This window comes from Microcoleus harperi Pol14_C6 (genome assembly GCF_036701295.1).
In the GTDB taxonomy this organism is placed as follows: Bacteria; Cyanobacteriota; Cyanobacteriia; order Cyanobacteriales; family Microcoleaceae; genus Microcoleus.
Map to the genome: position 1 here is coordinate 22,192 of NZ_JAUBQN010000027.1, position 21,470 is coordinate 43,661.

At 45.8% G+C, this 21,470-nt stretch carries 14 protein-coding genes; 13 read left to right on the forward strand and 1 reads right to left on the reverse strand.

The window, feature by feature from the left end:
• Positions 1–127 precede the first annotated feature (127 nt).
• From QUA27_RS18200 to QUA27_RS18255, 12 genes are all read left to right on the forward strand, one after another.
• Entirely contained in the window at positions 128–865 is a 738-nt protein-coding gene (locus QUA27_RS18200) for an ABC transporter ATP-binding protein (RefSeq protein ID WP_333069510.1), read from the forward strand.
• Positions 862–1,722 (forward strand): EamA family transporter, encoded by an 861-nt coding sequence (locus QUA27_RS18205; protein ID WP_333069511.1) that lies wholly within the window; start codon positions 862–864, stop codon positions 1,720–1,722. The genes QUA27_RS18200 and QUA27_RS18205 overlap by 4 nt, the downstream gene beginning before the upstream one ends.
• Positions 1,723–1,913: 191 nt before the next feature.
• Entirely contained in the window at positions 1,914–5,729 is a 3,816-nt protein-coding gene (gene cobN / locus QUA27_RS18210; protein ID WP_333069513.1) for a cobaltochelatase subunit CobN, read from the forward strand.
• A gap of 84 nt (positions 5,730–5,813) precedes the next feature.
• Positions 5,814–7,364, forward strand: coding sequence for a hypothetical protein (locus tag QUA27_RS18215; RefSeq protein ID WP_333069515.1), 1,551 nt, complete (start codon positions 5,814–5,816; stop codon positions 7,362–7,364).
• A 359-nt stretch (positions 7,365–7,723) separates the two neighbouring features.
• The gene (locus tag QUA27_RS18220) at positions 7,724–8,644 is read left to right on the forward strand and encodes an NAD(+) kinase (RefSeq protein WP_333069516.1); all 921 of its coding nucleotides are present in this window, start codon (positions 7,724–7,726) and stop codon (positions 8,642–8,644) included.
• A gap of 161 nt (positions 8,645–8,805) precedes the next feature.
• Entirely contained in the window at positions 8,806–9,291 is a 486-nt protein-coding gene (locus QUA27_RS18225; RefSeq protein WP_333069518.1) for a hypothetical protein, read from the forward strand.
• Between the two features lie 169 nt (positions 9,292–9,460).
• The gene (locus QUA27_RS18230) at positions 9,461–11,437 is read left to right on the forward strand and encodes a carbamoyltransferase family protein (protein ID WP_333069519.1); all 1,977 of its coding nucleotides are present in this window, start codon (positions 9,461–9,463) and stop codon (positions 11,435–11,437) included.
• A gap of 124 nt (positions 11,438–11,561) precedes the next feature.
• Positions 11,562–11,969 carry an SxtJ family membrane protein gene (locus QUA27_RS18235; protein ID WP_333069520.1) on the forward strand — a complete coding sequence of 136 codons (408 nt, stop codon included), beginning with the start codon at positions 11,562–11,564 and terminating at the stop codon, positions 11,967–11,969.
• Positions 11,970–12,134: a DUF5989 family protein gene (locus QUA27_RS18240; protein ID WP_333069521.1), complete on the forward strand. Its 165-nt coding sequence runs from the start codon at positions 11,970–11,972 to the stop codon at positions 12,132–12,134.
• A 4-nt stretch (positions 12,135–12,138) separates the two neighbouring features.
• A complete protein-coding gene (locus QUA27_RS18245) occupies positions 12,139–13,371 on the forward strand; it encodes an SGNH/GDSL hydrolase family protein (protein WP_333069523.1) in 1,233 nt (410 codons plus the stop codon).
• 19 nt (positions 13,372–13,390) lie between these two features.
• Positions 13,391–14,716, forward strand: a complete 1,326-nt coding sequence (locus QUA27_RS18250) for a hypothetical protein (RefSeq protein WP_333069524.1) — start codon at positions 13,391–13,393, stop codon at positions 14,714–14,716.
• 6 nt (positions 14,717–14,722) lie between these two features.
• Positions 14,723–16,057, forward strand: a complete 1,335-nt coding sequence (locus QUA27_RS18255) for a hypothetical protein (RefSeq protein WP_333069525.1) — start codon at positions 14,723–14,725, stop codon at positions 16,055–16,057.
• Between the two features lie 67 nt (positions 16,058–16,124).
• Here the strand turns inward: QUA27_RS18255 and QUA27_RS18260 are convergent, their stop codons facing one another.
• Positions 16,125–17,456, reverse strand: coding sequence for a hemolysin family protein (locus QUA27_RS18260; RefSeq protein WP_333069527.1), 1,332 nt, complete (start codon positions 17,454–17,456; stop codon positions 16,125–16,127).
• A 417-nt stretch (positions 17,457–17,873) separates the two neighbouring features.
• On the opposite strand from QUA27_RS18260, the gene mfd reads away from it, so the two are divergent.
• Positions 17,874–21,437 carry a transcription-repair coupling factor gene (mfd, locus tag QUA27_RS18265; protein WP_333069529.1) on the forward strand — a complete coding sequence of 1,188 codons (3,564 nt, stop codon included), beginning with the start codon at positions 17,874–17,876 and terminating at the stop codon, positions 21,435–21,437.
• Positions 21,438–21,470: the final 33 nt, after the last annotated feature.

Consider the following 21,470-nt stretch of genomic DNA (forward strand, 5'->3'; position numbering starts at 1 on the left):
ATTAATAGTTAGCCTTAAATGAATCTTCCAGCCCTCTTAAGAGGAATTCAGCTATGAGCCAGGTTTCAACCCCTGGAGGACTGCTGGAAAATAGACAGTTTGGTCATCAAAAATCAAGTCACAAAAAATGCAACATATCCCACCCAAAACAACCCAAAACATCCTCTTAGAACTCAAAAATGTTTCTGTAAGTTATGGGGGGATTCAAGCCATACAAAATATTAATCTCACGATTAATGCAGGCGAGGTTGTCAGTCTCATCGGTGCCAACGGTGCGGGCAAAAGTACCACCCTGAGAGCGATTTCTAAAATAGTTAATTTGCGGCAAGGACAAATTCTTTATAGCGGGCGCGATATTAGCCGACGCCAAGCTCACGAAGTTGTGAAATTGGGAATCGCCCACAGTCCAGAAGGGCGGCGGGTTTTGGCGCAGCAAACGGTGTTGACTAACTTGGAATTGGGGGCCTATATTCGATCGGACTCGGCGGCAGTAAAAGCCGATTTAGAGCGCCAATTTGAGATATTTCCGCGCCTAGCAGAAAGGCGCCGCCAGCTAGCAGGGACTCTCAGCGGCGGGGAACAGCAAATGCTGGCGATCGCCCGCGCTCTGATGAGTCGCCCGAAGCTGCTATTATTAGACGAACCCAGTTTAGGCTTAGCACCTGCGATCGTCAAAGAAATTTTTGCAATTATTCAAAACCTCCGCTCCACAGGCGTTACAATCCTCTTAGTCGAGCAAAACGCCAGTTTAGCACTGCAAATTGCCGATCGGGGTTACGTGCTAGAAGCTGGTAATATTACTCTCACAGGTATTGGAGCGGATTTGCTAAACGACGAGCGAGTCAGGAGCGCATATTTAGGATGACTTGGTTAATTTTAGGACTCTTGACCGCTTTCTTTGAAGCCGTCAAAGATGTTTTTGGCAAACAAAACCTCAAAAAAAGTGACGAATATGTCGTCGCTTGGTCTCTCTCATTTTTTTCAGTCATCTTTTTGATTCCCTGGGTATTTTCTACAGGAATTCCGGCATTAAACTCTCAATTTTGGATCGCCCTATTAATCGGAGGTAGCATCAACGCTGTCACAGCTCTCCTCTACATCAAAGCCATCAAATTATCAGATTTATCCCTGACATTACCGATGGTAGCTTTGACACCCTTATTTATGTTGCTAACTTCACCGATAATGGTCGGTGAATATCCCAAAATTTTTGATTATATTGGCATTTTACTAATCGTAGCCGGGTCTTATTTATTAAATATCAAAGAGAAATATAAAGGATATTTAGCCCCATTCAAAGCACTGCTGGACGAGCCAGGCCCAAAATTGATGTTAATCGTCGCATTTCTATGGAGTATTGCCGCCAATTGTGACAAAATAGGAGTTACAAATTCCTACCCTATTTTTTGGGTATTCTCTTTGTTTGGTACAATGAGTGTTTTGCTACTGCCAGTTTTATTGCACAAAACCCCAAATCCAGGGCGACAAATTATCAAACACTTACCCATGCTAGCTGCTATGGGGTTTATCAATGCTACTGGAATAATTTTTCAAATGCAAGCTTTGACATTAACTTTCGTAGTGCGAGTGATCGCGCTTAAGCGTACTAGCGTGTTAATGGGTGTATTGTTCGGTCATTTCATTTTTAAGGAAAAAGATATTCAAGAAAGATTATTAGGGGCCGGAATCATGATTTTGGGAGTTTTATTTATCAGTTTATAGGTTGAGATTTCCGGGACTTTAACGCTCATTCTCCTCCCGAATGTAGGGGCGGTGCCCCCGTGCCCGCCCTCTCTCGGTTGGGCGGGGATGTCTGGGTGGGAAACAAGCCCTAGCCTCTATTGATGTATAAGTCATGTTATACTCAAGGCGATCGCACTTTCTCTCACTATTTATTAAAATAAAAAAAATTAATGCACAAAATAGCCACCACACCCGGAGGTTGGAACCCTCAATCCGAAGGAGTAATTTTTATTCAGCAAACCCCAGCACCAATAGTCTTTATTAGTGCTGCTGACACCGACATTCAAACTCTCGCAGCCGCCGCATCCAAAATGCCGGCAGCATTCCCCACAGTGCGTGCAGTAAACCTGCTTCAATTACAGCAACAACTAACAATTGATACTTATGCCGAGGAAGTTTTAGAACGCGCAGAGGTCATAATCTTAAGACTGTTAGGAGGGCGTTCTTATTGGTCTTACGGGTTAGAAATCCTGCGAGAAACTGTGCAGAAAACTAACGCCTCACTGATTGTAATGCCGGGAGAAGACAGTCCCGACCCCGATTTAATCAGCCATTCCAATGTATCGCTGTCAGCAGTCAATCAACTTTGGCGCTATTTCACAGAAGGCGGAGTCCAAAACTTTGTTAATGCACTAAAATTTGCCGCCGATACTTGTTTGAAAACTGCTTATAATCCGCCTCTACCTCAAACAGTTTCCCGCGTCGGAATTTATGATTGGAAAAAGCCAATTGACTCGTCCCCAACTTGCGGACACGGGGACATTACTTCTAAATCTAAAGTAGGAATTTTATTTTATAGGGCTCATTATTTATCAGGAAACTTAGCACCAATTGATGCACTTTGTCAAGCTCTATCAGAGCGAAACTTAGTACCAGTTCCCGTCTTTGTGTCTTCTCTGCGGGAACCAGATTTGCAAATAGAATTGCTGGAATATTTCCAGCCAAAAGAATCAGAACCAGTTCAATTATTGCTAAACACCACAAGTTTTGCAGTCTCGGGTTTCAGCAGTCAAGAACCGGCACAAAACAGCTTAAAATCCTTAGACGTTCCCGTATTGCAAGCAATCTTCAGCGGTGGTGGTTTGGAACAGTGGGAAACGGAACTTCAGGGACTTTCGCCCCGCGATGTGGCGATGAATGTAGCATTGCCGGAAGTAGACGGAAAAATCATTACTAGGGCTGTTTCTTTTAAAGCCGTACAGACTTGGAACAGCGAATTAGAAACAGATGTAGTAGGCTATGTAGCAGCGGGCGATCGCATTCAATTTGTAGCAGATTTAACCGCGAATTGGGTGAAAATGAAACAAACCCCACCCGCCAACAGACGCATCGCCATAATTTTAGCAAATTACCCCACCCGCAACGCCCGCTTAGCCAACGGTGTCGGCTTAGATACGCCCGCTAGCTGTGTCGAAATCCTCAAAGCTATGCAGCAAGCTGGCTATCAAATTGAAAACATCCCCGCTAGTGGCAACCACTTAATTGAACTCCTGACTTCAGGTGTGACAAATGACCCGGAAGGACGCGAATTGCGGCCTGTTCATCAATCTTTGGATTTGGTCGAATATGAAGAATATTTTGCTACTTTGCCGCAGGAAGTGCAAGATGGGATTTGTAAAAGATGGGGGCTTCCGGGAAGCTATACACAAGATTTTATAAGTAACAGTACGTCTTTTCCGATTCCGGGGATTCAGTTCGGTAATGTATTTGTAGGAATTCAACCATCGCGGGGATACGAACTTGACCCCGCGTTAAATTATCACGCACCGGATTTAGAACCAACTCACAATTATCTAGCTTACTATTACTGGCTGCGAGAAAAGTTTGGAATTGACGCTATAATTCATGCCGGAAAACACGGCAATTTAGAATGGCTTCCCGGTAAAAGTATAGCATTATCTCACAAATGTTATCCAGAAGTAGCATTAGGCGCGATGCCGAATTTTTATCCCTTCATTGTCAACGATCCGGGGGAAGGTTCCCAAGCAAAAAGACGATCGCAAGCTGTGATTATCGACCACCTGACACCGCCGATGACTCGCGCCGAACTCTACGGGCCTTTGCAGCAGTTGGAAACCTTAATTGATGAGTATTGCGAAGCCCAAAGTTTAGATCCGTCCAGAGTGCCCATGATTCGCGAGCGCATTCTCGCCCTCACCAACAAAGAAAACTTAGATAAAGACTTAGGAATACAACTAAATAAATCGGAATTCACCGAATTTATCACCCGCACAGACGGCTATCTTTGCGAACTCAAAGAATCCCAAATTCGCGACGGATTGCACATTTTCGGTCAGTGTCCCGAAGGTAGACAGTTGAGAGATTTGATAATTGCGATCGCCCGTCATCCCACCAACGGGCGATCGGGCATAACCCGCGCCCTAGCAGAAGACTCAGGCTACGATTTCGACCCCTTAACCTGCGATCCAACCTCGATAATTCAGCACCGCACAGCAGGCGATTTAACAGCAGAACTCGAAGACAAAGCCGCTGAATTAGTAGATAACTTAATCGAAAATATCCGCGTTAATCCGCGTTCATCTGCGGTTGAAAATATCCAACTAGGAGAAGCAAGCAAACAAGAATTAGACTGGATCAGTAACTATCTTTTACCTTCACTCCTCCAAACAAACCAAGAAATTACCAACCTTTTGCGCGGACTAGATGGGCGGCACATACCCAGCGGCGCATCTGGCGCCCCCACTCGCGGACGGCCAGATGTATTGCCCACAGGTCGCAATTTTTACTCAGTAGATATCCGCGCCATTCCCACAGAAACCGCCTGGAGAGTTGGCAGAGTTGCTGCTGAAACTTTAATCGAAAGATACACCCAAGAAAATGGCGAATATCCGAAAACTTTGGGTTTGTCAGTGTGGGGAACATCCACCATGCGGACGGGGGGAGACGACATCGCCGAAGCCTTGGCGCTGATAGGAGTTCAACCAGTTTGGGATGGCCCTTCGCGCCGGGTTGTAGATTTTGAAATCTTGCCAGTTTCTGTTTTGGGGCGGCCGCGCGTTGATGTTACTTTGCGAATTTCTGGCTTTTTTCGCGATGCTTTTTTTAATTTAATTGATTTGTTTGATAGTGCGGTAAAAGCTGTGGCAGATTTAGACGAATCGGCAGAAAATAATCCTTTAGCAGCACAAGTTCAAGCAGAGATTCAGTATTGGGAATCTAGAGGTTTGAGTCAGGAAGAGGCGCAAGGGCGATCGCAATTTCGAGTCTTTGGCTCAAAACCAGGTGCTTACGGCGCAGGACTTCAAGGCATAATTGAAGCTCAAAACTGGACAGACGACAGCGATTTAGCAAAAGCTTACATTAATTGGAGCAGTTACGCCTATACCTCCTCTAGTTCCTCAAATTTGCCGGGAGATTTAGCAGTAGTTAATCAGAGTGAATGGGGATGTTCTGCACCCGAAGCATTTGAACAACGCCTCGGTCAAATGCAAATAGTTCTGCAAAACCAAGACAACCGCGAACACGACATCCTCGACTCGGATGATTATTATCAATTCCAAGGGGGAATGACCGCCGCCATTCGCAATTTGCAAGGCAAAAATCCTGAAACTTATTTCGGCGACAACTCAATTCCTGAGAATCCGAAAGTGCGGCAACTGCGGGAAGAAATTGCGCGGGTTTATCGCAGCAGGGCTGTGAATCCCAAATGGATAGAAGGTGCGATTCGACACGGTTATAAAGGTGCTTTTGAAATTGCAGCAACTGTTGATTTTTTGTTTGCTTACGATGCTACGGCAAATTGTGTAGAGGATTTTATGTATGAAGGAATCGCAGAGGCTTACATTTTTGATGAAAAAGTGCAGACATTTATTCAAGAAAACAATCCTTGGGCAATGCGAGATATGGCGGAAAGATTGCTAGAAGCTCGTCAGCGGGGGTTATGGCAGAGTGCGAAGCAGGATACATTGGATAAATTGAGAGCGATCGCCCTGCAAGCCGAAGCAGTCATCGAATCCCATACATAAATACTCAAAAGTCACCATCGCGGCAGCAGACCAATGGCGGCTTGCGGTAATATCTAGTAATGTTTTGCCCACGGTGAAAGCTGTATGATTCGCCGCTACATTGCTAGCCTCAGTACCAGCATCTTAAAACGTACCTGCGCCGCTGCTGCCGTGCTCGCGCTAACAGTCGGATGCTCGCCTCCCAAGCCGCCCAACACCGCAGCGGCTTCTGGTTCGAGTGAATCCCCTGTCCTAGCGCAGTCGTCAACGCCTCTGTTAGCTAAAAACGCCAACCAAACCCAAAAATCCCTCAGCGTTTCTTCATGCCCCCAAAACGATGGCTTCACGGAGGCAGTTAACTTTGCCACCCAAGCTTCTAATTTGGCTCAATCAGCCAATTCAAAACAAGACTGGGACGAAGTAGCCGCCCTGTGGGTGCAGGCCGTCGCTTGGATGCAAGCGGTTCCCCCAGGCAGTCCCAGACGGGCGTTTGCTGAGAAAAAAGTAATCGAGTACATGAGAAACCTGGTTTATTCCCAGCAGCAAGCGGGCGCAACCAGATCGCAAGCCAGTACAGTCAGCTTCAGCAGCGATTTGCTCAACGAACAACTAGAACTTTACCTATCCTACGTTGCTGCGGTCGGCCCGCCAGATGTTTTGATTGTCGGCAGTTCCCGGGCATTGCAAGGCGTCGATCCCAAACAGCTAAAACAATCTTTGGCCCAAAGGGGCCGTCCCGGCTTAAAAGTATTTAACTTTTCAGTCAACGGCGCAACTGCACAAGTAGTTGACTTTCAACTGCGGCGGCTTTTGAAGCCGGGTCATTTGCCTCAAATGATTGTCTGGGCGGATGGTGTGCGCGGATTTAACAGCGGCCGGGACGATCGCACTTTTAATTCGATCGTCGATTCTGAAGGCAGCCAACTTTTAGCTGCAGGCGTTCGCCCCGAACTCCAGTCCGATGAACCGAATGTGATTCCGCTGTGTTACAGATTCCCGCAGCCCTGCGCTAACAACACTTTCCGCAAAGCATTGGCATCTGTCGATCGACCGTCCAGTGGAACGGGCATCTGGCCCGTTGCTGAGAATGCTGCAAGATATGAGTTAAAACCGATCGCAGCGGATGGAGGAAGCCAAAAAGCACAATTGATTCCAGTCTCGTGGCGGACAACAGTAGCAATGAGGCAAGTTAGCGAATTGGCAGATTCGATCGACTCCAACGGATTCATGGCTATGTCGGGCACTTACAACCCCAACACTTATTATCGAGAACGCGCTTACGTTTCAGGCCAGTACGATCGCGACTACGAAGACTTCAACCTCGGAGGCAAACAAGCAACAGCTTTTAATTCCGTTGTAGCATTTACCAAAGCTCGCAAAATTCCCCTGATTTTCGTCAATTTGCCCCTCACCGACGACTACTTAGACGGGACTCGCCTGTGGGCAGAACAGCAGTTTCGGCAGCGAATGCAGCAACTCTCGCGGCAAAAAGGCTTCGCTTTCCGCGACTTGTCGCAGCGGTGGCCGGGCCGCAACGACTATTTTTTTGACCCCAGCCACCTCAACCGCTTTGGGGCGATCGCAGTTTCTCGCCTACTCGCGGCAGATTCCAGCATTATCTGGCCGCGGCCCAAATCCAGCCGCAGCGACGGGTGAAGGAAGAAGGAAGAAGGAAGAAGGAAGATGTAGAAATGCAGTCATAATAATATTTCTTATTCCCGGCTTTCTTTTTACCAGGCAGATCCTGGTAACGCAGATCCACAGGCTCTGCCTCGCAATGCTCAAAAATAGTTTAAAATCTAACCTGATGTCCAAAACCAATTTGTGCGATCGAACATTTTAAGATATTTCACTCAGCCTAAAATCTAACAATCAAAAATCCAAAATCCATAGATTGTGAGGTCACTCTAAAATCTAACAATCCCAAATCCCAAATCTAAAATCTAAAATCGATAGATTGTGATCTCACTCTAAAATCTAACAATCCCAAATCCCAAATCTAAAATCGATAGGTTGTGCAACTAAAACAAGTAATTATCGCCCACAAAGCCAGAGATACGCTTAGCCAGCGGTGGGCAGAACAGTGTGCCCGCCAATTAGAAAGTCGCGGGTGTCAGGTTTTAATGGGGCCCAGTGGCCCGAAAGATAACCCGTATCCGGTGTTTTTAGCTTCTAGTAACAGCCCAATTGATTTAGCGGTAGTGCTGGGGGGCGACGGTACGGCCCTAGCTGCTGCGCGGAATTTGGCGGCTGATGGCATCCCGATTTTGGCAGCGAATGTGGGGGGACATCTGGGGTTTTTAACCGAGTCTTTTGAGGATTTCCAAAATACTGAGGAGATTTGGGACAGACTTTCGGAAGATAGGTATGCTGTGCAGAAGCGGATGATGTTGCAGTCAACAGTTTTTGAGGGAAACAGAAGCAATCTCGAACCCCAAAGCGATCGATTTTTGGCACTAAATGAAATGTGTGTCAAACCTGCTTCAGCCGATCGAATGCCGAGCTGTATTCTAGAAATGGAAGTTGACGGCGAAGTAGTCGATCAGTATCAAGGCGACGGTTTAATTGTGGCAACTCCCACCGGTTCGACTTGCTACACCGCATCTGCCAACGGGCCGATTATGCACTCGGGAATGGAGGCGATCGCAGTTACTCCGATTTGCCCTTTGAGTTTATCCAGTCGGGCGATCGTCCTCCCGCCCGGTTCAGTCGTCAGCATTTGGCCTTTAGCAGATTACGAACTCAGTACCAAACTCTGGACAGACGGCATTTTGGGTACTGCAATTTGGCCAGGACAGCGCGTAGACGTGCGGAGGGCAGACTGCGAAGCCCAGTTTATCATTTTGCGGGAAAACTATTCTTATTTCAACACTTTGAGGGAAAAACTTCACTGGGCAGGAGCCAGAATTCGCTACAGCAACAATCACCGCAATTAATCCGAATCATCCACCATGAAACTGCCTTAACCCCTAGGACACGTAAGCGTGAAAAAACTTGTTAAATCACCAACAATCTAGATACAAAAACCGCCATCAGCCAACCCATAATCTCTGTACTTTGTTAAGATCGCTCAATATCTTGACAAACAGCCTGATCTATGCAGATTTTCAAAAAATCAACCCGACCTTTCAACCCTCAAGATACATATCCCTGTCCCGTGTGCCGCACCGGTCAAATTTCCACCCTAGCGCTGATGGACGCCCTAGCTTGCAACTTCTGCCAGCACATTTATACCGCAAGCGTTGAAAGACAATCGCTCCAAATGGCCGATCGCCAACCGCCCGTAACTTGGCACTGGAACGGCAAACAGTGGATAGGAGCACACCTCGAAGGTGTAGAATTCGGATGGCCCTACTTTGCAGCGGCTATTGGTCTAATTTTCCTTCCCACTACTTTGCTGGGACTTTCAGCTTACTATTTTCCCCCGGTTCCCGGCAGCCGGTTGTCCTGGCTGCCCCTAGCTTGGACAGGCTTAGCTTTTTTGTCGCATTTAGGCATCGTGCTGTGGTTGGTAGGTGAATTTTATCAATTCCCGGTGGTCACTTACTTCAGAGCTTGGGGGCGCAGGATAAGCCGGCGCTAGCTTAAATGCTCTCTAACAGCCGATCGCCCTCGGACGGTGCACCGACATCGATCCAGGTAAAATTAGAGGCGATCGCAAAACTCTCGCCCAAATCCGCACTTAAGCAGCTATAATCGTTAGCTATTCTAAATAGTCAGATACAAACGCATTGCGATTTGTGAGGAGACGAATGAACATACTTGGAATCTCGGCGTATTACCACGACAGCGCCGCAGCCTTAATTCGCGACGGAGAAATTATAGCGGCAGCGCAGGAAGAAAGATTTTCCCGCAAAAAACACGACGCCAGATTTCCCAAGAATGCGATCGCTTATTGCTTGAAAGAAGCGAAAATAGATTTGCGGGAACTCGATCACATAGTCTTTTACGACAAACCTTTAGTCAAATTCGAGCGCCTTCTCGAAACCTATTTAGCCTACGCGCCCCAAGGTTTTCGCTCTTTCGTAACAGCCATGCCGATATGGCTCAAAGAAAAGCTTTACCTCAAAACCATGCTCAAAAAAGATCTGGCAGCAATAGCAAACTGCAAAACGAATAAACTGCCATCTCTGCTATTTACCGAACACCACCAATCGCACGCAGCATCGGCATTTTTTCCCAGCCCCTTTGAAAAAGCAGCCGTTTTGTGCATCGACGGCGTGGGCGAGTGGGCCACAACCTCGGTTTGGTTGGGAGACGGGAACCAACTGACACCTCAGTGGGAAATCGATTTTCCCCACTCCTTGGGTTTGCTTTATTCAGCTTTCACCTATTACACCGGCTTCAAAGTCAACTCTGGCGAATACAAACTCATGGGTTTAGCTCCTTACGGCGAACCCAAGTATGTAGACAAAATTCTCAACTATTTAATCGACCTCAAAGATGACGGAACTTTCCGTTTGAACATGGATTATTTCAACTATACGGTTGGCTTAACCATGACAAACAAGAAGTTTGACGAACTGTTTGAAGGGCCGCCGCGTCAAGCTGAAGGAAAATTGACTCAGCGAGAAATGGACATTGCAGCTTCCATTCAAGTTGTTACCGAAGAAGTAGTTTTACGGCTTTGCAGAACAGTTAAAAAAGAATTGAATGTCGATTATCTTTGTCTTGCCGGCGGCGTTGCTCTCAACTGCGTTGCTAATGGTAGACTCTTGCGGGAAGGTATTTTCAAAGATATTTGGATTCAGCCGGCGGCGGGAGATGCTGGGGGTGCTTTGGGCGCGGCTTTGGCGATTTGGTACCAGTATTGCGAACAAACTCGCACTGTGAGCGCCAACTCGACAGCAAATAGTATAGAATCCCTCAAAACTGAACTTGTCACTGCAAACGCAGCGGTTGAGGAGAGGACTGAAGTTCTCACTGCAAACCAAGCGGTAGCAACTGTGGCGAAGTCTGTTGCTCATTTAACTTGTCACGATCAAATGCGCGGCTCTTATTTGGGGCCGAGATTTACTGACGCAGAAATTCTCGAATATTTGGATGCTGTAAAAGCCAGCTATCACCGATTGGACGATGCCGAATTAATGCCGCAGTTGGCTGAGATTTTGGAACAGGGAAATGTGGTGGGATGGTTCCAAGGGCGGATGGAATTTGGGCCGCGGGCTCTGGGCGGTCGATCGATCGTGGGCGATCCCCGCAGTGCTAAAATGCAGTCCGTGATGAACCTGAAAATTAAATATCGGGAATCATTTCGACCTTTTGCTCCGTCAATCTTAGCCGAACGAGTTGCCGATTATTTCGAGATTGACCATTCTAGCCCTTATATGCTATTAGTAGCACCTGTCAAAGCCAGTCTCCGTATTCCGATGACTCCCGAACAAGAGCAGTTGTTTGGCATTGAAAAGCTCAACATTCCGCGCTCGGAGATTCCGGCTGTCACCCACGTCGATTACTCGGCTCGCATTCAAACTGTTCACAAAGAAACTAATCCTCGGTACTATGACTTAATCAGCCATTTTGAAGAGCGATCGGGCTGTTCTATTGTAGTAAATACTTCTTTCAACGTCCGAGGCGAACCGATTGTTTGTACTCCAGAGGATGCTTACCGCTGTTTCATGCGAACCGAAATGGACTATCTGGTTTTGGAAAATTACTTGCTTCCCAAGTCCGAACAAATTCCTTGGAAACAAGATGATGCTTGGAAAAATGAATTTGAACTAGATTAATTATTAGTCAGTGGGCAGTGGGCAGTTGTGAGTTGTTAGATGGCAATTGTCATTCTTCCTTCTTCCCTCTTCCTTCTTCCCTCTTCCTTCTTCCCTCTTCCTTCTTCCCTCTTCCTTCTTCCCCATGAGCGACGAAATTAAAAAACTCGACAAAAAAGGCTTGCGCGATTTCGGGCTGCTAATTGGTGGCTTGATTGCAGTGCTGTTCGGTTTAGCAGTACCTTTACTGAGGCGACATTCTCTACCTTGGTGGCCTTGGGCAATCGGCGCAGTCCTAATCGTGCTAGCATTGGTGGCGCCGAAATCGCTGAATCCCGTTTATCACGCGTGGATGCGCTTTGGACTTATTCTTAACAAAATCGAAACGCCGATCGTCCTAGGGATAGTTTTTTACCTGATAATTTGGCCGATGGGAGTTATTAAAAGCCTGTTGGGCGAAGATGCCATGCGGCGAAAACTAAATCCGAAAATGGATACTTACCGCGTCCCAAGTAAAGCAAGAACAAAAGTTAGTATGGAGCGTCCTTTCTAAGTGTTTGAATCAACATTAGACTTTCTCAAAGATTTGTGGGCGTTTATGAGAGAACGCCAAAAGTATTGGCTGTTGCCGTTAATTGTGACTTTAGTCTTTTTGGGAGCTTTGATTGTATTGAGTCACGGTTCTGTGATTGCTCCGTTTATTTACACCCTGTTTTGAAAGAATGAGCAAGTTGAAAAATTTGGGTGTCAATTTAGGTTTGACACTCGGCGGTTTATTTATGGGGGTGGTAATTGGTGAAGTTGGGTTGCGAGTTGCTAGAGTTGAGGGATATCCAAAAATAGGAGATTTCGTAGAGTCGGCGCCAACTCGTTTCCACACTTCCGATCCAAATTTGGGCTGGAAGCTGAAACCGGGTGCGTCGGGGGAGTGGAATGGCGAAGGTGCGAGTTTTGTGCAGGTGAATAGCGAGGGTTTGCGCGATCGCGAACATACAAAAGCAAAACCTCCAAATACTTTGCGCGTGGCGGTTTTGGGCGATTCTTTCACCGAAGCAATTCACGTACCTGTCGAACAAACTTTCTGGTCGAAATTGGAACGAAAGTTAGGCAACTGCGAGGCCGTTAAGGGACGCAAAAATGTTGAGGTTATCAATTTCGGCGTGCAGGGTTACGGTACTGCACAAGAATTAATTATGCTGCGAAAAAAAGTGTGGGATTACAGTCCTGATATTGTAATTCTTGCTTTTTTTATTGGCAATGATGTGATAAATAATTCTCCGAAACTGGAATACGATCGCTACCGACCATTTTTTGCTTATGATGCTAGCGGCAAGTTAGTACCGGATATGTCTTTTCGCAACTTGGCGCCGATCGACCGCAACGAAAGAGCAGTTTCCTTCGTAGATCGAATGCCCAGTTTTATCGTCAACAATTCGCGCATTTTGCAGGTCATTAAAAAAGTAGACTTAGAGCGGAAAAAGCGGGAGTTATCGGGGGACTTTACCACTTTAAGTACCCTGAACCTCAAGGAACCTCAAGATGCAGTTTGGCAAGAGGCTTGGAAGGTGACAGAGGGTTTGATTGTGACGATGCGGAATGAAGTCGTGCAGAAAAATGCTGATTTCTTGGTTGTGACAATCGGCGATCCGATGCAAGTTCGACCGGAGGCCGAGAGGCGAAAAAATTTTATGAGAAAGAACAACATTCAGGATTTGTTTTATCCCGATAGGCGGCTGGAAAAATTGGGCGCACGCGAGGGTTTTCGGGTACTAAATTTATCCGAACAGATCCAAGGTTACACTGAAAAATATCAAGTTTGCGCCCACGGTTTTGAGAATTCTGTACCCTGTGGGGGTCACTGGAATGAACTCGGACACCGACTGGCTAGTATCCTAATCAACCGAAATTTGTGCGAAAATTTGAAGCAATCTCTAGTCCCCAAAAAACAACCCTAAGCCGTCAAATTCAAATTTCATGAAAGATTCAACGATATTCAAAAAAAGCAAAAATATATTCATTATAATCGCGGTTAATTTGGCGATCGCCTTTATTTGTCTGGAAGCTTTATCGCTAGCTTTTTATTTTATCAACCAAAAGCAGTTTTTTTATACCAGAACTAAAGCCAAAGAAAAAGTATTAGAAGATATTGAAAGGATCGGCATTAGACTGGATGAATCTATCGTAGAAAGACTGCACCCACTTTTTGGCTATGTACTCAAGCAAGGTGCTTTCACTAATGAAAAATTAAAGTTAAAAGTCAACAAACACGGCTTTTTTTCCCTCTACGAATATCCCTTTGTTAAAACTAATAAAAATCAAGTTATTATCGGAGTATTTGGCGGTTCAGTTGCGAATAACTTTGCAGTAGATGAATACGTAACTCGTAGATTGTCTAACAAATTGAAAACTTATCCAGAATTTGCGAACAAGGAAATTATTGTTTTAAATTTTGGCAACGGTGGCTACAAACAGCCCCAACAATTATTAATTTTAAATTACTTTCTGGCTTTGGGTCAAGAGTTAGATTTAGTCATCAATATTGACGGTTTTAACGAAGTAGCACTGTCAAATTTAAATAACAAAGCCCAAGTAGAAATAGGAATGCCCAGCGTTCAGCACATACAGCCTCTGACTGGTTTAGCCAACAACAACTTGTCGCCGGAAGCTATGAGATCTATCGTGCAAATTAACGAAAATAAAAAACAGTTGAAAGCAGGTATTGACAAATTGCAAACTTGTCAGCTTGCTTTGTGTCACGCTGTTACCTCGCTACAGGTGCAACAATTAGTTAACAATTACCAGCAAGCCGTTGTCAAGTACGATAGGCAAGTCAAACAATCCAACCCAGACACGGCAAATAGCGGTATAGTATACATTCCCAAAGCAGACTTTGTTTTGCAGGATGCCGCTGCTTTTGACAAAATGGCATCAATATGGTACGAATCGTCGATCGGGATGAATCAAATTTTATCAAGTAGAAAGATTAAGTATTTTCACTTTATCCAGCCCAACCAGTATTATCCCACTAAGCGAGCGTTTACCGCCAAGGAAAACGAAATTGCGATCGACCAGAATAGCCCTTACATTGAAGGTGTGAAAAAAGGTTATCCGGTGCTATTGTCCAAAGTCGATGATTTGCAAAAAGCTGGGGTTAATGTTTTTAACGCAGTGAATATTTTAGATAATACAAAAGAGACGGTTTACAAAGATGCCTGCTGCCACTATAATTCAGTCGGAGACGAATTATTGGCAAACTATGTTTCTAGTTCCATTATTAAAGTAGTAAGAGAGTCGAAATAGAGGTTTATGAAAGATTTAAAATTTCTCAAAAAAGGACAAGAATTTCTCAAGATAACTTTGATTAATTTAGTGCTTTTACTGGTTTTCCTAGAACTTGGCTCCTTGGGATGGTATTTTGTCAAGCACAAGCAATTTTTCTATACTAGAGAAAAGACGCAAGATAAATCTGCCTTGGGAATTAATTTAGAAGGAGTGCGACTCAATGAGTCTATAGTCGAAAGATTTCATCCTTTTTTTGGGTTTATTCAGAAACCAGGGCCTGACTTTCGCCCCGGTTTTAAAAATAACAACTATGGGTTTCTCTCACCTTACGATTACCCTTTCAAAAAGACTAAAGCCAATCAATTTATTATCGGAGTTTTTGGCGGTTCTGTGGCTTCTAATTATGGAATATTTGAAGTTCAAAATAAAATTTTACCTCAATACCTCAAGCAGCTTCCGGGTTTGAAAGATAAAGAATTTGTAATTTTGTCTTTTGCTACCGGCGGCTACAAACAACCCCAGCAATTATTGATTTTAAACTATTTTTTGGCTTTAGGGCAAGAACTGGATCTGGTCGTCAATATAGATGGTTTTAATGAAGTAGCACTTTCTAACTTAAACAATAAAAATCAAGTCGATTTGGCGATGCCAAGCATTCAGCATATTTTGCCGCTGACTAGCTTGGCGAATAATAGCCTTTCTACCAAAGCAATGAAAGCCACTATTAGAATCCAAGAAAATAAAGCTAGGATTAATCAGGGCTTGGAACGTTTGCAAAACTGTTCTTTTGCTGCGTGCGATGCTTTGACTTCTGTTTACGTTCAAAATCTAGTTAATAACTATAAAACCGATGTTATTAAATTTGAAAAAGAACGGACTAAACAAAAAAAAGATGACAGTGGCAGCGTTATTTATATCAATACTAATAAGTCTGTTTTACAGGATTCAGTAGCTTTTCAAGAAATGGCTTTAAATTGGGCAAAAAGTTCAATTTTTATGCACAAAGTTCTGTCTGCTAGTAATGTGCCTTATTTTCATGTTCTTCAGCCTAATCAATACTATCAGACGAAAAGAGTGTTTGGTGAAGCGGAAAAGCAGATTGCTTTTAACAAGGATACTCCTTATGCTAAAGCTGTGCAAATTGGATATCCGGCTCTTTTCAAAAAATTTCCTAATTTAGAAAAAAATAATATCACTTTAGTGAATGCTGTCAATGTTTTTGACAAGACTAAAGAGGCTGTTTATGTAGATAGCTGCTGCCACTACAATCAAGCTGGAGAGGTGGTTTTCAGCAATTATGTAGGTCGTTCTATTCTGGAATCTTTGCGGAAAGATGCGGCTAGAAGCAAAAAGAAGTAGGTCTGAAATATCCGCGTAATGGTTGATGTAGGGTGCGCTTAGCGCACCTTACCGCTGAGTTTAAATTTTAGGTTGTTGGTTGGGTTCTAGATCGATCGCCCGCTGAGTCGATCGGCATTACCAAGATTTTATCAACTCGGTTCCCGTCCATATCGACTACTTCCACGCGCAAACCATTCCACTCAAAATGCTCGGCGGCTGTGGGAATTTTGCCCAAATTAGTAATCACAAAACCGCCCATTGTGTGGTAACTTCCTTTGTGTTCTGCTGACAATTCTTCGATTCCAAACAGCTCAAAAAAATCTTCGACTGCTAGCATTCCGTCTAACAGCCAAGAACCGTCTTCGCGCTGTACGGCTTGAGGCTCGTCTGCATCTTCAATAGAGGGAAAGTCGCCCACCAATTCGACTAAAATGTCGTTGACTGTAACCAATCCTTGAATCACCCCGTATTCGTCTACTACCAAGGCAATTTGATTGCTAGATTGTTTGAACAGTTCTAATACTTTTAAACCCCGCGTGCTTTCCGGTACAAATAACGGTCGCCGTAAAGAAGCGCTTAAATCCAGGGGTTGACCAGTTAAAGTCCGCGACAGCATATCAGTAACGTGTACTAAACCGACAACGTTGTCGAGTCCTCCCTGACACACCGGAAACCGAGAATGACCGCTGCCGAGCATTTTTTGGCGATTTTCTTCTACTGAGTCGTCGAGGTCGAGCCAGGTAAGATCGGGACGCGGGGTCATTAAGGCGCTGACTCGCCGATCGCCCAAACGAAACACTCTTTCCACCATATCTTGTTCGGCTTCTTCAAAGGTTCCGGCTTCTGTTCCTTGCTCGATTAAAACTTTAATTTCCTCTTCTGTAACTTGCGGTTCTGTCGAGGGCGATATCCTCATCAACCGCATCACTAAGTCAGTGGAATAACTTAACAGATAAACCGCAGGAGCGCCAATTTTTGAGAGCATCCGCATGGGAATGGCGACGCTTGAAGCGATCGGCTCCGGGTTGTTTAGCGCTAGCCGCTTCGGCACGAGTTCGCCGATAATTAAGGTCAGATAAGTGATGGTTAAAACTGCTACTACTGAGGCGATCGTCTGAGAGTAGGGCGCCAGGGCCGGAACCAGCCGCAACAAAGGCTCTACCCTTTTAGCAATTGTCGTTTCTCCGAAAGCGCCCGACAGAATGGCCAGCATCGTAATCCCGATTTGAACTGTCGGTAAGAACTGATTGGGGGCATTAGCCAGATCCAAGGCTACGCGCGCATTGGCTGAACCTTGGTTGGCCATCTGTTGCAGTCTCACCTTCCGTACAGAGATGATGGCCATCTCTGACATCACAAACAAGCCATTGAGGAAAATTAGCAGGAGAACAATCAGAATATCGGTACTTGGGGACATTTCTAAAATTTTCGGTAGTAACGGCGAAGCGCTCTGCCCGGTTAGTCGATTTTAGATTTTAGATTTTAGATTGACTCTGCAGCCAGTATCTGGGGGATTTCCCTAATGTCTAAAATTCTTCGATCTTCACAACTTGAGTACGTGGCAGGGTATCCGTCTTTGGGTGCAGTCACAGGAGAGGTCTGGAAGCTGCGAATCTCGATCGCAAAATCGAAATTTTTTCTAAACCTGTCACTAGATTAACGGAACTGGCTCAATCGCGATCGCAGGATCGAGATATTAAAGCAGAAATCTATCGCCAGTTCAGTTCCCAGGCGTCAACCGCAGAGCGGTACAATCATGGATGTTTGTCGTACAATCTCCTTAACAGGCAAAGGGAAAGAGCCGGAGCCGATCGGGGATTAAAATTAAAAGCGCATGACTTTCTCTTCAATAATTCGTACCCTGGGGCGATCGCCCCTAGCAACAGAACTTCTCAACAAGCTCAAACGGAATCGCTGCTTGCAATTGTCCGGCATCGCCCGTTTGCCTAAAGGTTTAGTAGCTTCCGCCCTCGCACAGCAAGAGGGGCGAAACTTATTGGCAGTAACGGCTACTTTAGAAGAAGCCGGTCGCTGGGTGGCTTCTTTAGAGGCGATGGGCTGGCAAACCGTACATTTTTACCCGACTTCGGAGACCTCACCCTACGAGCTATCTTACTCCGACGAAAATGAAATGACGTGGGGGCAAATGCAGGTGCTGGCGGATTTGGTGGATAAGGAAGAAAAAACCGCCAATCAGTCGAAGCCGATCGCGATTGTAGCTACCGAAAGAGCTCTCCAGTCTCACTTGCCGCCGCCTGCTGCTTTTGAACCCTACTGTCTGACGCTGAAGCGAGGTGCGGTTCAAGACTCGAAGATTTTAGACCGCCAACTTGCTTCAATGGGCTACGATCGGGTGGCTCTGGTGGAAATGGAGGGCCAGTGGAGTCGCCGGGGCGATATTGTCGATGTGTTTCCGGTGGCGGCTGAGTTGCCGGTGCGGCTGGAGTGGTTTGGGGATGATTTGGAACAAATTCGGGAGTTTGACCCGTCTTCGCAGCGATCGCTCGATAAGGTCGAGCGATTAGTTTTAACTCCTACTAATTTTAATACAATTATTAAAGCAGTTTTAGCTGAAAAAAATATTGACGAAATCAACCGCGGAGGCTCTATTGACACAGAAGAAAATGAAACCGAAAAATTTGTCCGCCGACTGTTGGGTTTAGCGTTTGAAAAACCTGCATCTTTGTTGGATTATTTGCCCGAAAATACTTTAGTTGTTATTGACGAACCGCAAGGGTGCGAAGCTCACAGCGACCGCTGGTTTGAGAATGCACAGGAACAGTGGAATAATTGCAATCGGGAATCGGAAGTTTCTGGTGCGGGAACAGAAAAGTTACCAATTGCTAATTTGAAACTTCCGAAAATTCACCGCACTTTTGCTGAATCGATGGCAGATGTCGCAGCTTTCGACAGGCTAGAACTTTCAGAATTGGCAGAAGATTCTACCGCTAAAAAATTTCAAAGCTCTGCGGAGGGCGACCAGCTACCGTCTGCGATTAATTTGGCTTCTCGGCCTGTGCCGGTGATGCCTCACCAATTTGCTAAGCTGTCTCAAATGCTCAGGGAAGAGCGCGATCGGGGTTTTACCATTTTTCTGGTTTCTGCTCAACCGAGTCGATCGGTTTCTCTGCTGTCGGAACACGACTGTCCGGCTCAGTTTGTGGTGAATCCGCGCGATTATTTGGCGATCGACAAGTTGCAATTGCAGCACGTTCCGGTTGCTTTGAAGTACAGCGGCTTAGCAGAATTGGAAGGTTTTATTCTGCCTACTTTTCGGATTGTTTTAATTACCGATCGGGAATTTTACGGTCAACATTCTCTCGCTACTTTTAGCTACGTCCGCAAGCGCCGCCGCGCTGCTTCTAAGCAAGTAGACCCGAATAAATTAAGCCCGGGTGATTATGTGGTTCACCGCCAGCACGGAGTGGGCAAATTTCTCAAGTTAGAACGTTTGACGATCGATCGCGAAACTCGCGAGTATTTATTGATTCAATACGCTGACGGTACTCTGAGAGTTGCGGCAGATCAATTGGGCGCTTTGTCGAGGTTTCGGACTGTAGGCGATAAAGTACCGGATCTAAACAAGCTGACAGGTCAAACTTGGGAAAAAACTAAAACAAAGGTTCGCAAAGCTGTTAAGAAATTAGCGGTAGATTTGCTGAATCTTTATGCTAAAAGAGCTAAACAAACAGGTTACGCTTTTCCTGCTGATATGCCTTGGCAACAAGAATTAGAGGATTCTTTTCCTTACCAGCCAACGCCGGATCAGTTGAAGGCAACTCAGGACGTAAAACGCGACATGGAGGGCGATCGACCTATGGATCGCTTGGTGTGCGGCGATGTCGGTTTTGGCAAAACAGAAGTGGCTCTGAGAGCGATTTTTAAGGCGGTTACGGCGGGCAAGCAGGTGGCTTTGCTCGCGCCGACGACGATTTTGACCCAACAGCACTATCACACGCTCTCGGAGCGTTTTTCCCCTTATCCGATCGAAGTTGGTTTGCTCAATCGCTTTCGCACTGAAACCGAGCGCCGGGAGATTCACAAGCGTTTGGCGACTGGGGAATTAGATGTGATTGTCGGTACTCAAGCTGTTTTGAGCAAAGCGATTAAATTTCGGGATTTGGGCTTGTTGGTGGTGGATGAAGAACAGCGGTTTGGAGTTAAGCAAAAGGAAGCGATTAAAGCTCTCAAAACAGAGGTAGATGTTCTGACTCTGACAGCAACGCCGATTCCCCGGACTTTGTATATGTCGCTGTCGGGGATTCGCGAGATGAGTTTAATTGCGACTCCGCCTCCCAGCAGGCGCCCGATTCAGACGCATTTGGCTCCCTATAACCCGGAAACGGTGCGATCGGCAATTCGTCAAGAGTTGGACAGGGGCGGTCAGGTTTTTTACGTGGTGCCGCGGATTGAGGGGATTGATGAGTTGGCGGATAAGTTGCAGGAGATGGTTCCGGGGGCGAGAATTGCGATCGCCCACGGTCAAATGGAGGCTTCGGAATTAGAATCGATCATGCTGACTTTCAGTGCGGCGGAGTTCGATATTTTGGTGTGTACGACGATTATTGAGTCGGGTTTGGATATTCCGCGAGTCAATACGATTTTAATTGAGGACGCGCAGCGGTTTGGTTTGGGTCAACTGTACCAGTTGCGGGGACGGGTGGGACGCGCGGGGATTCAAGCTCACGCTTGGCTGTTTTATCCCAAGCAGAACCAACTTTCGGATGCTGCAAGGCAGAGGTTGCGGGCAATTCAAGAGTTTGCCCAGTTGGGCTCCGGCTATCAGTTGGCCGTCCGAGATATGGAAATTCGCGGTTCGGGTGATGTTTTGGGTACTGAACAGTCTGGTCAAATGGAGGCGATCGGTTTTGATTTGTATGCGGAAATGTTAGAGGAGGCTATTCGGGAAATCAAGGGTCAGGAAATTCCGAAAGTGGAGGACGCGCAAATCGACCTCACTTTGACGGCGTTTATTCCTGCCGATTACATCGCAGATTTGGATCAAAAGATGAGCGCTTACCGGTCTGTGGCTTCTGCTAATACCCCTGAAGAATTACAGCAGATTCAGGCTGATTGGTGCGATCGTTACGGGCCAATTCCTCTTCCCGCCCAGCAACTTATCCGTATTGTCGAACTAAAACAAATCGCTAAAAAAATTGGTTTTTCTCGGATCAAACCGGAGAATAAGCAGCACATTGTGTTGGAAACACCTATGGAGGAGCCTGCTTGGAATTTGCTTAAGGCTAAGTTGCCGGAACATTTGCAAGCTCGTTTTGTCTACAGCAAGGGGAAGGTTACTATTCGAGGTATGGCTGTTTTGACGGCCCAAAAGCAATTGGATAATTTGATTGATTGGCTGGGTAAAATGCAGAACGCTTTGCCGGAAGCAAATCTTTAATTTTGATATATAATCGCCCAATCTAGCGCACTG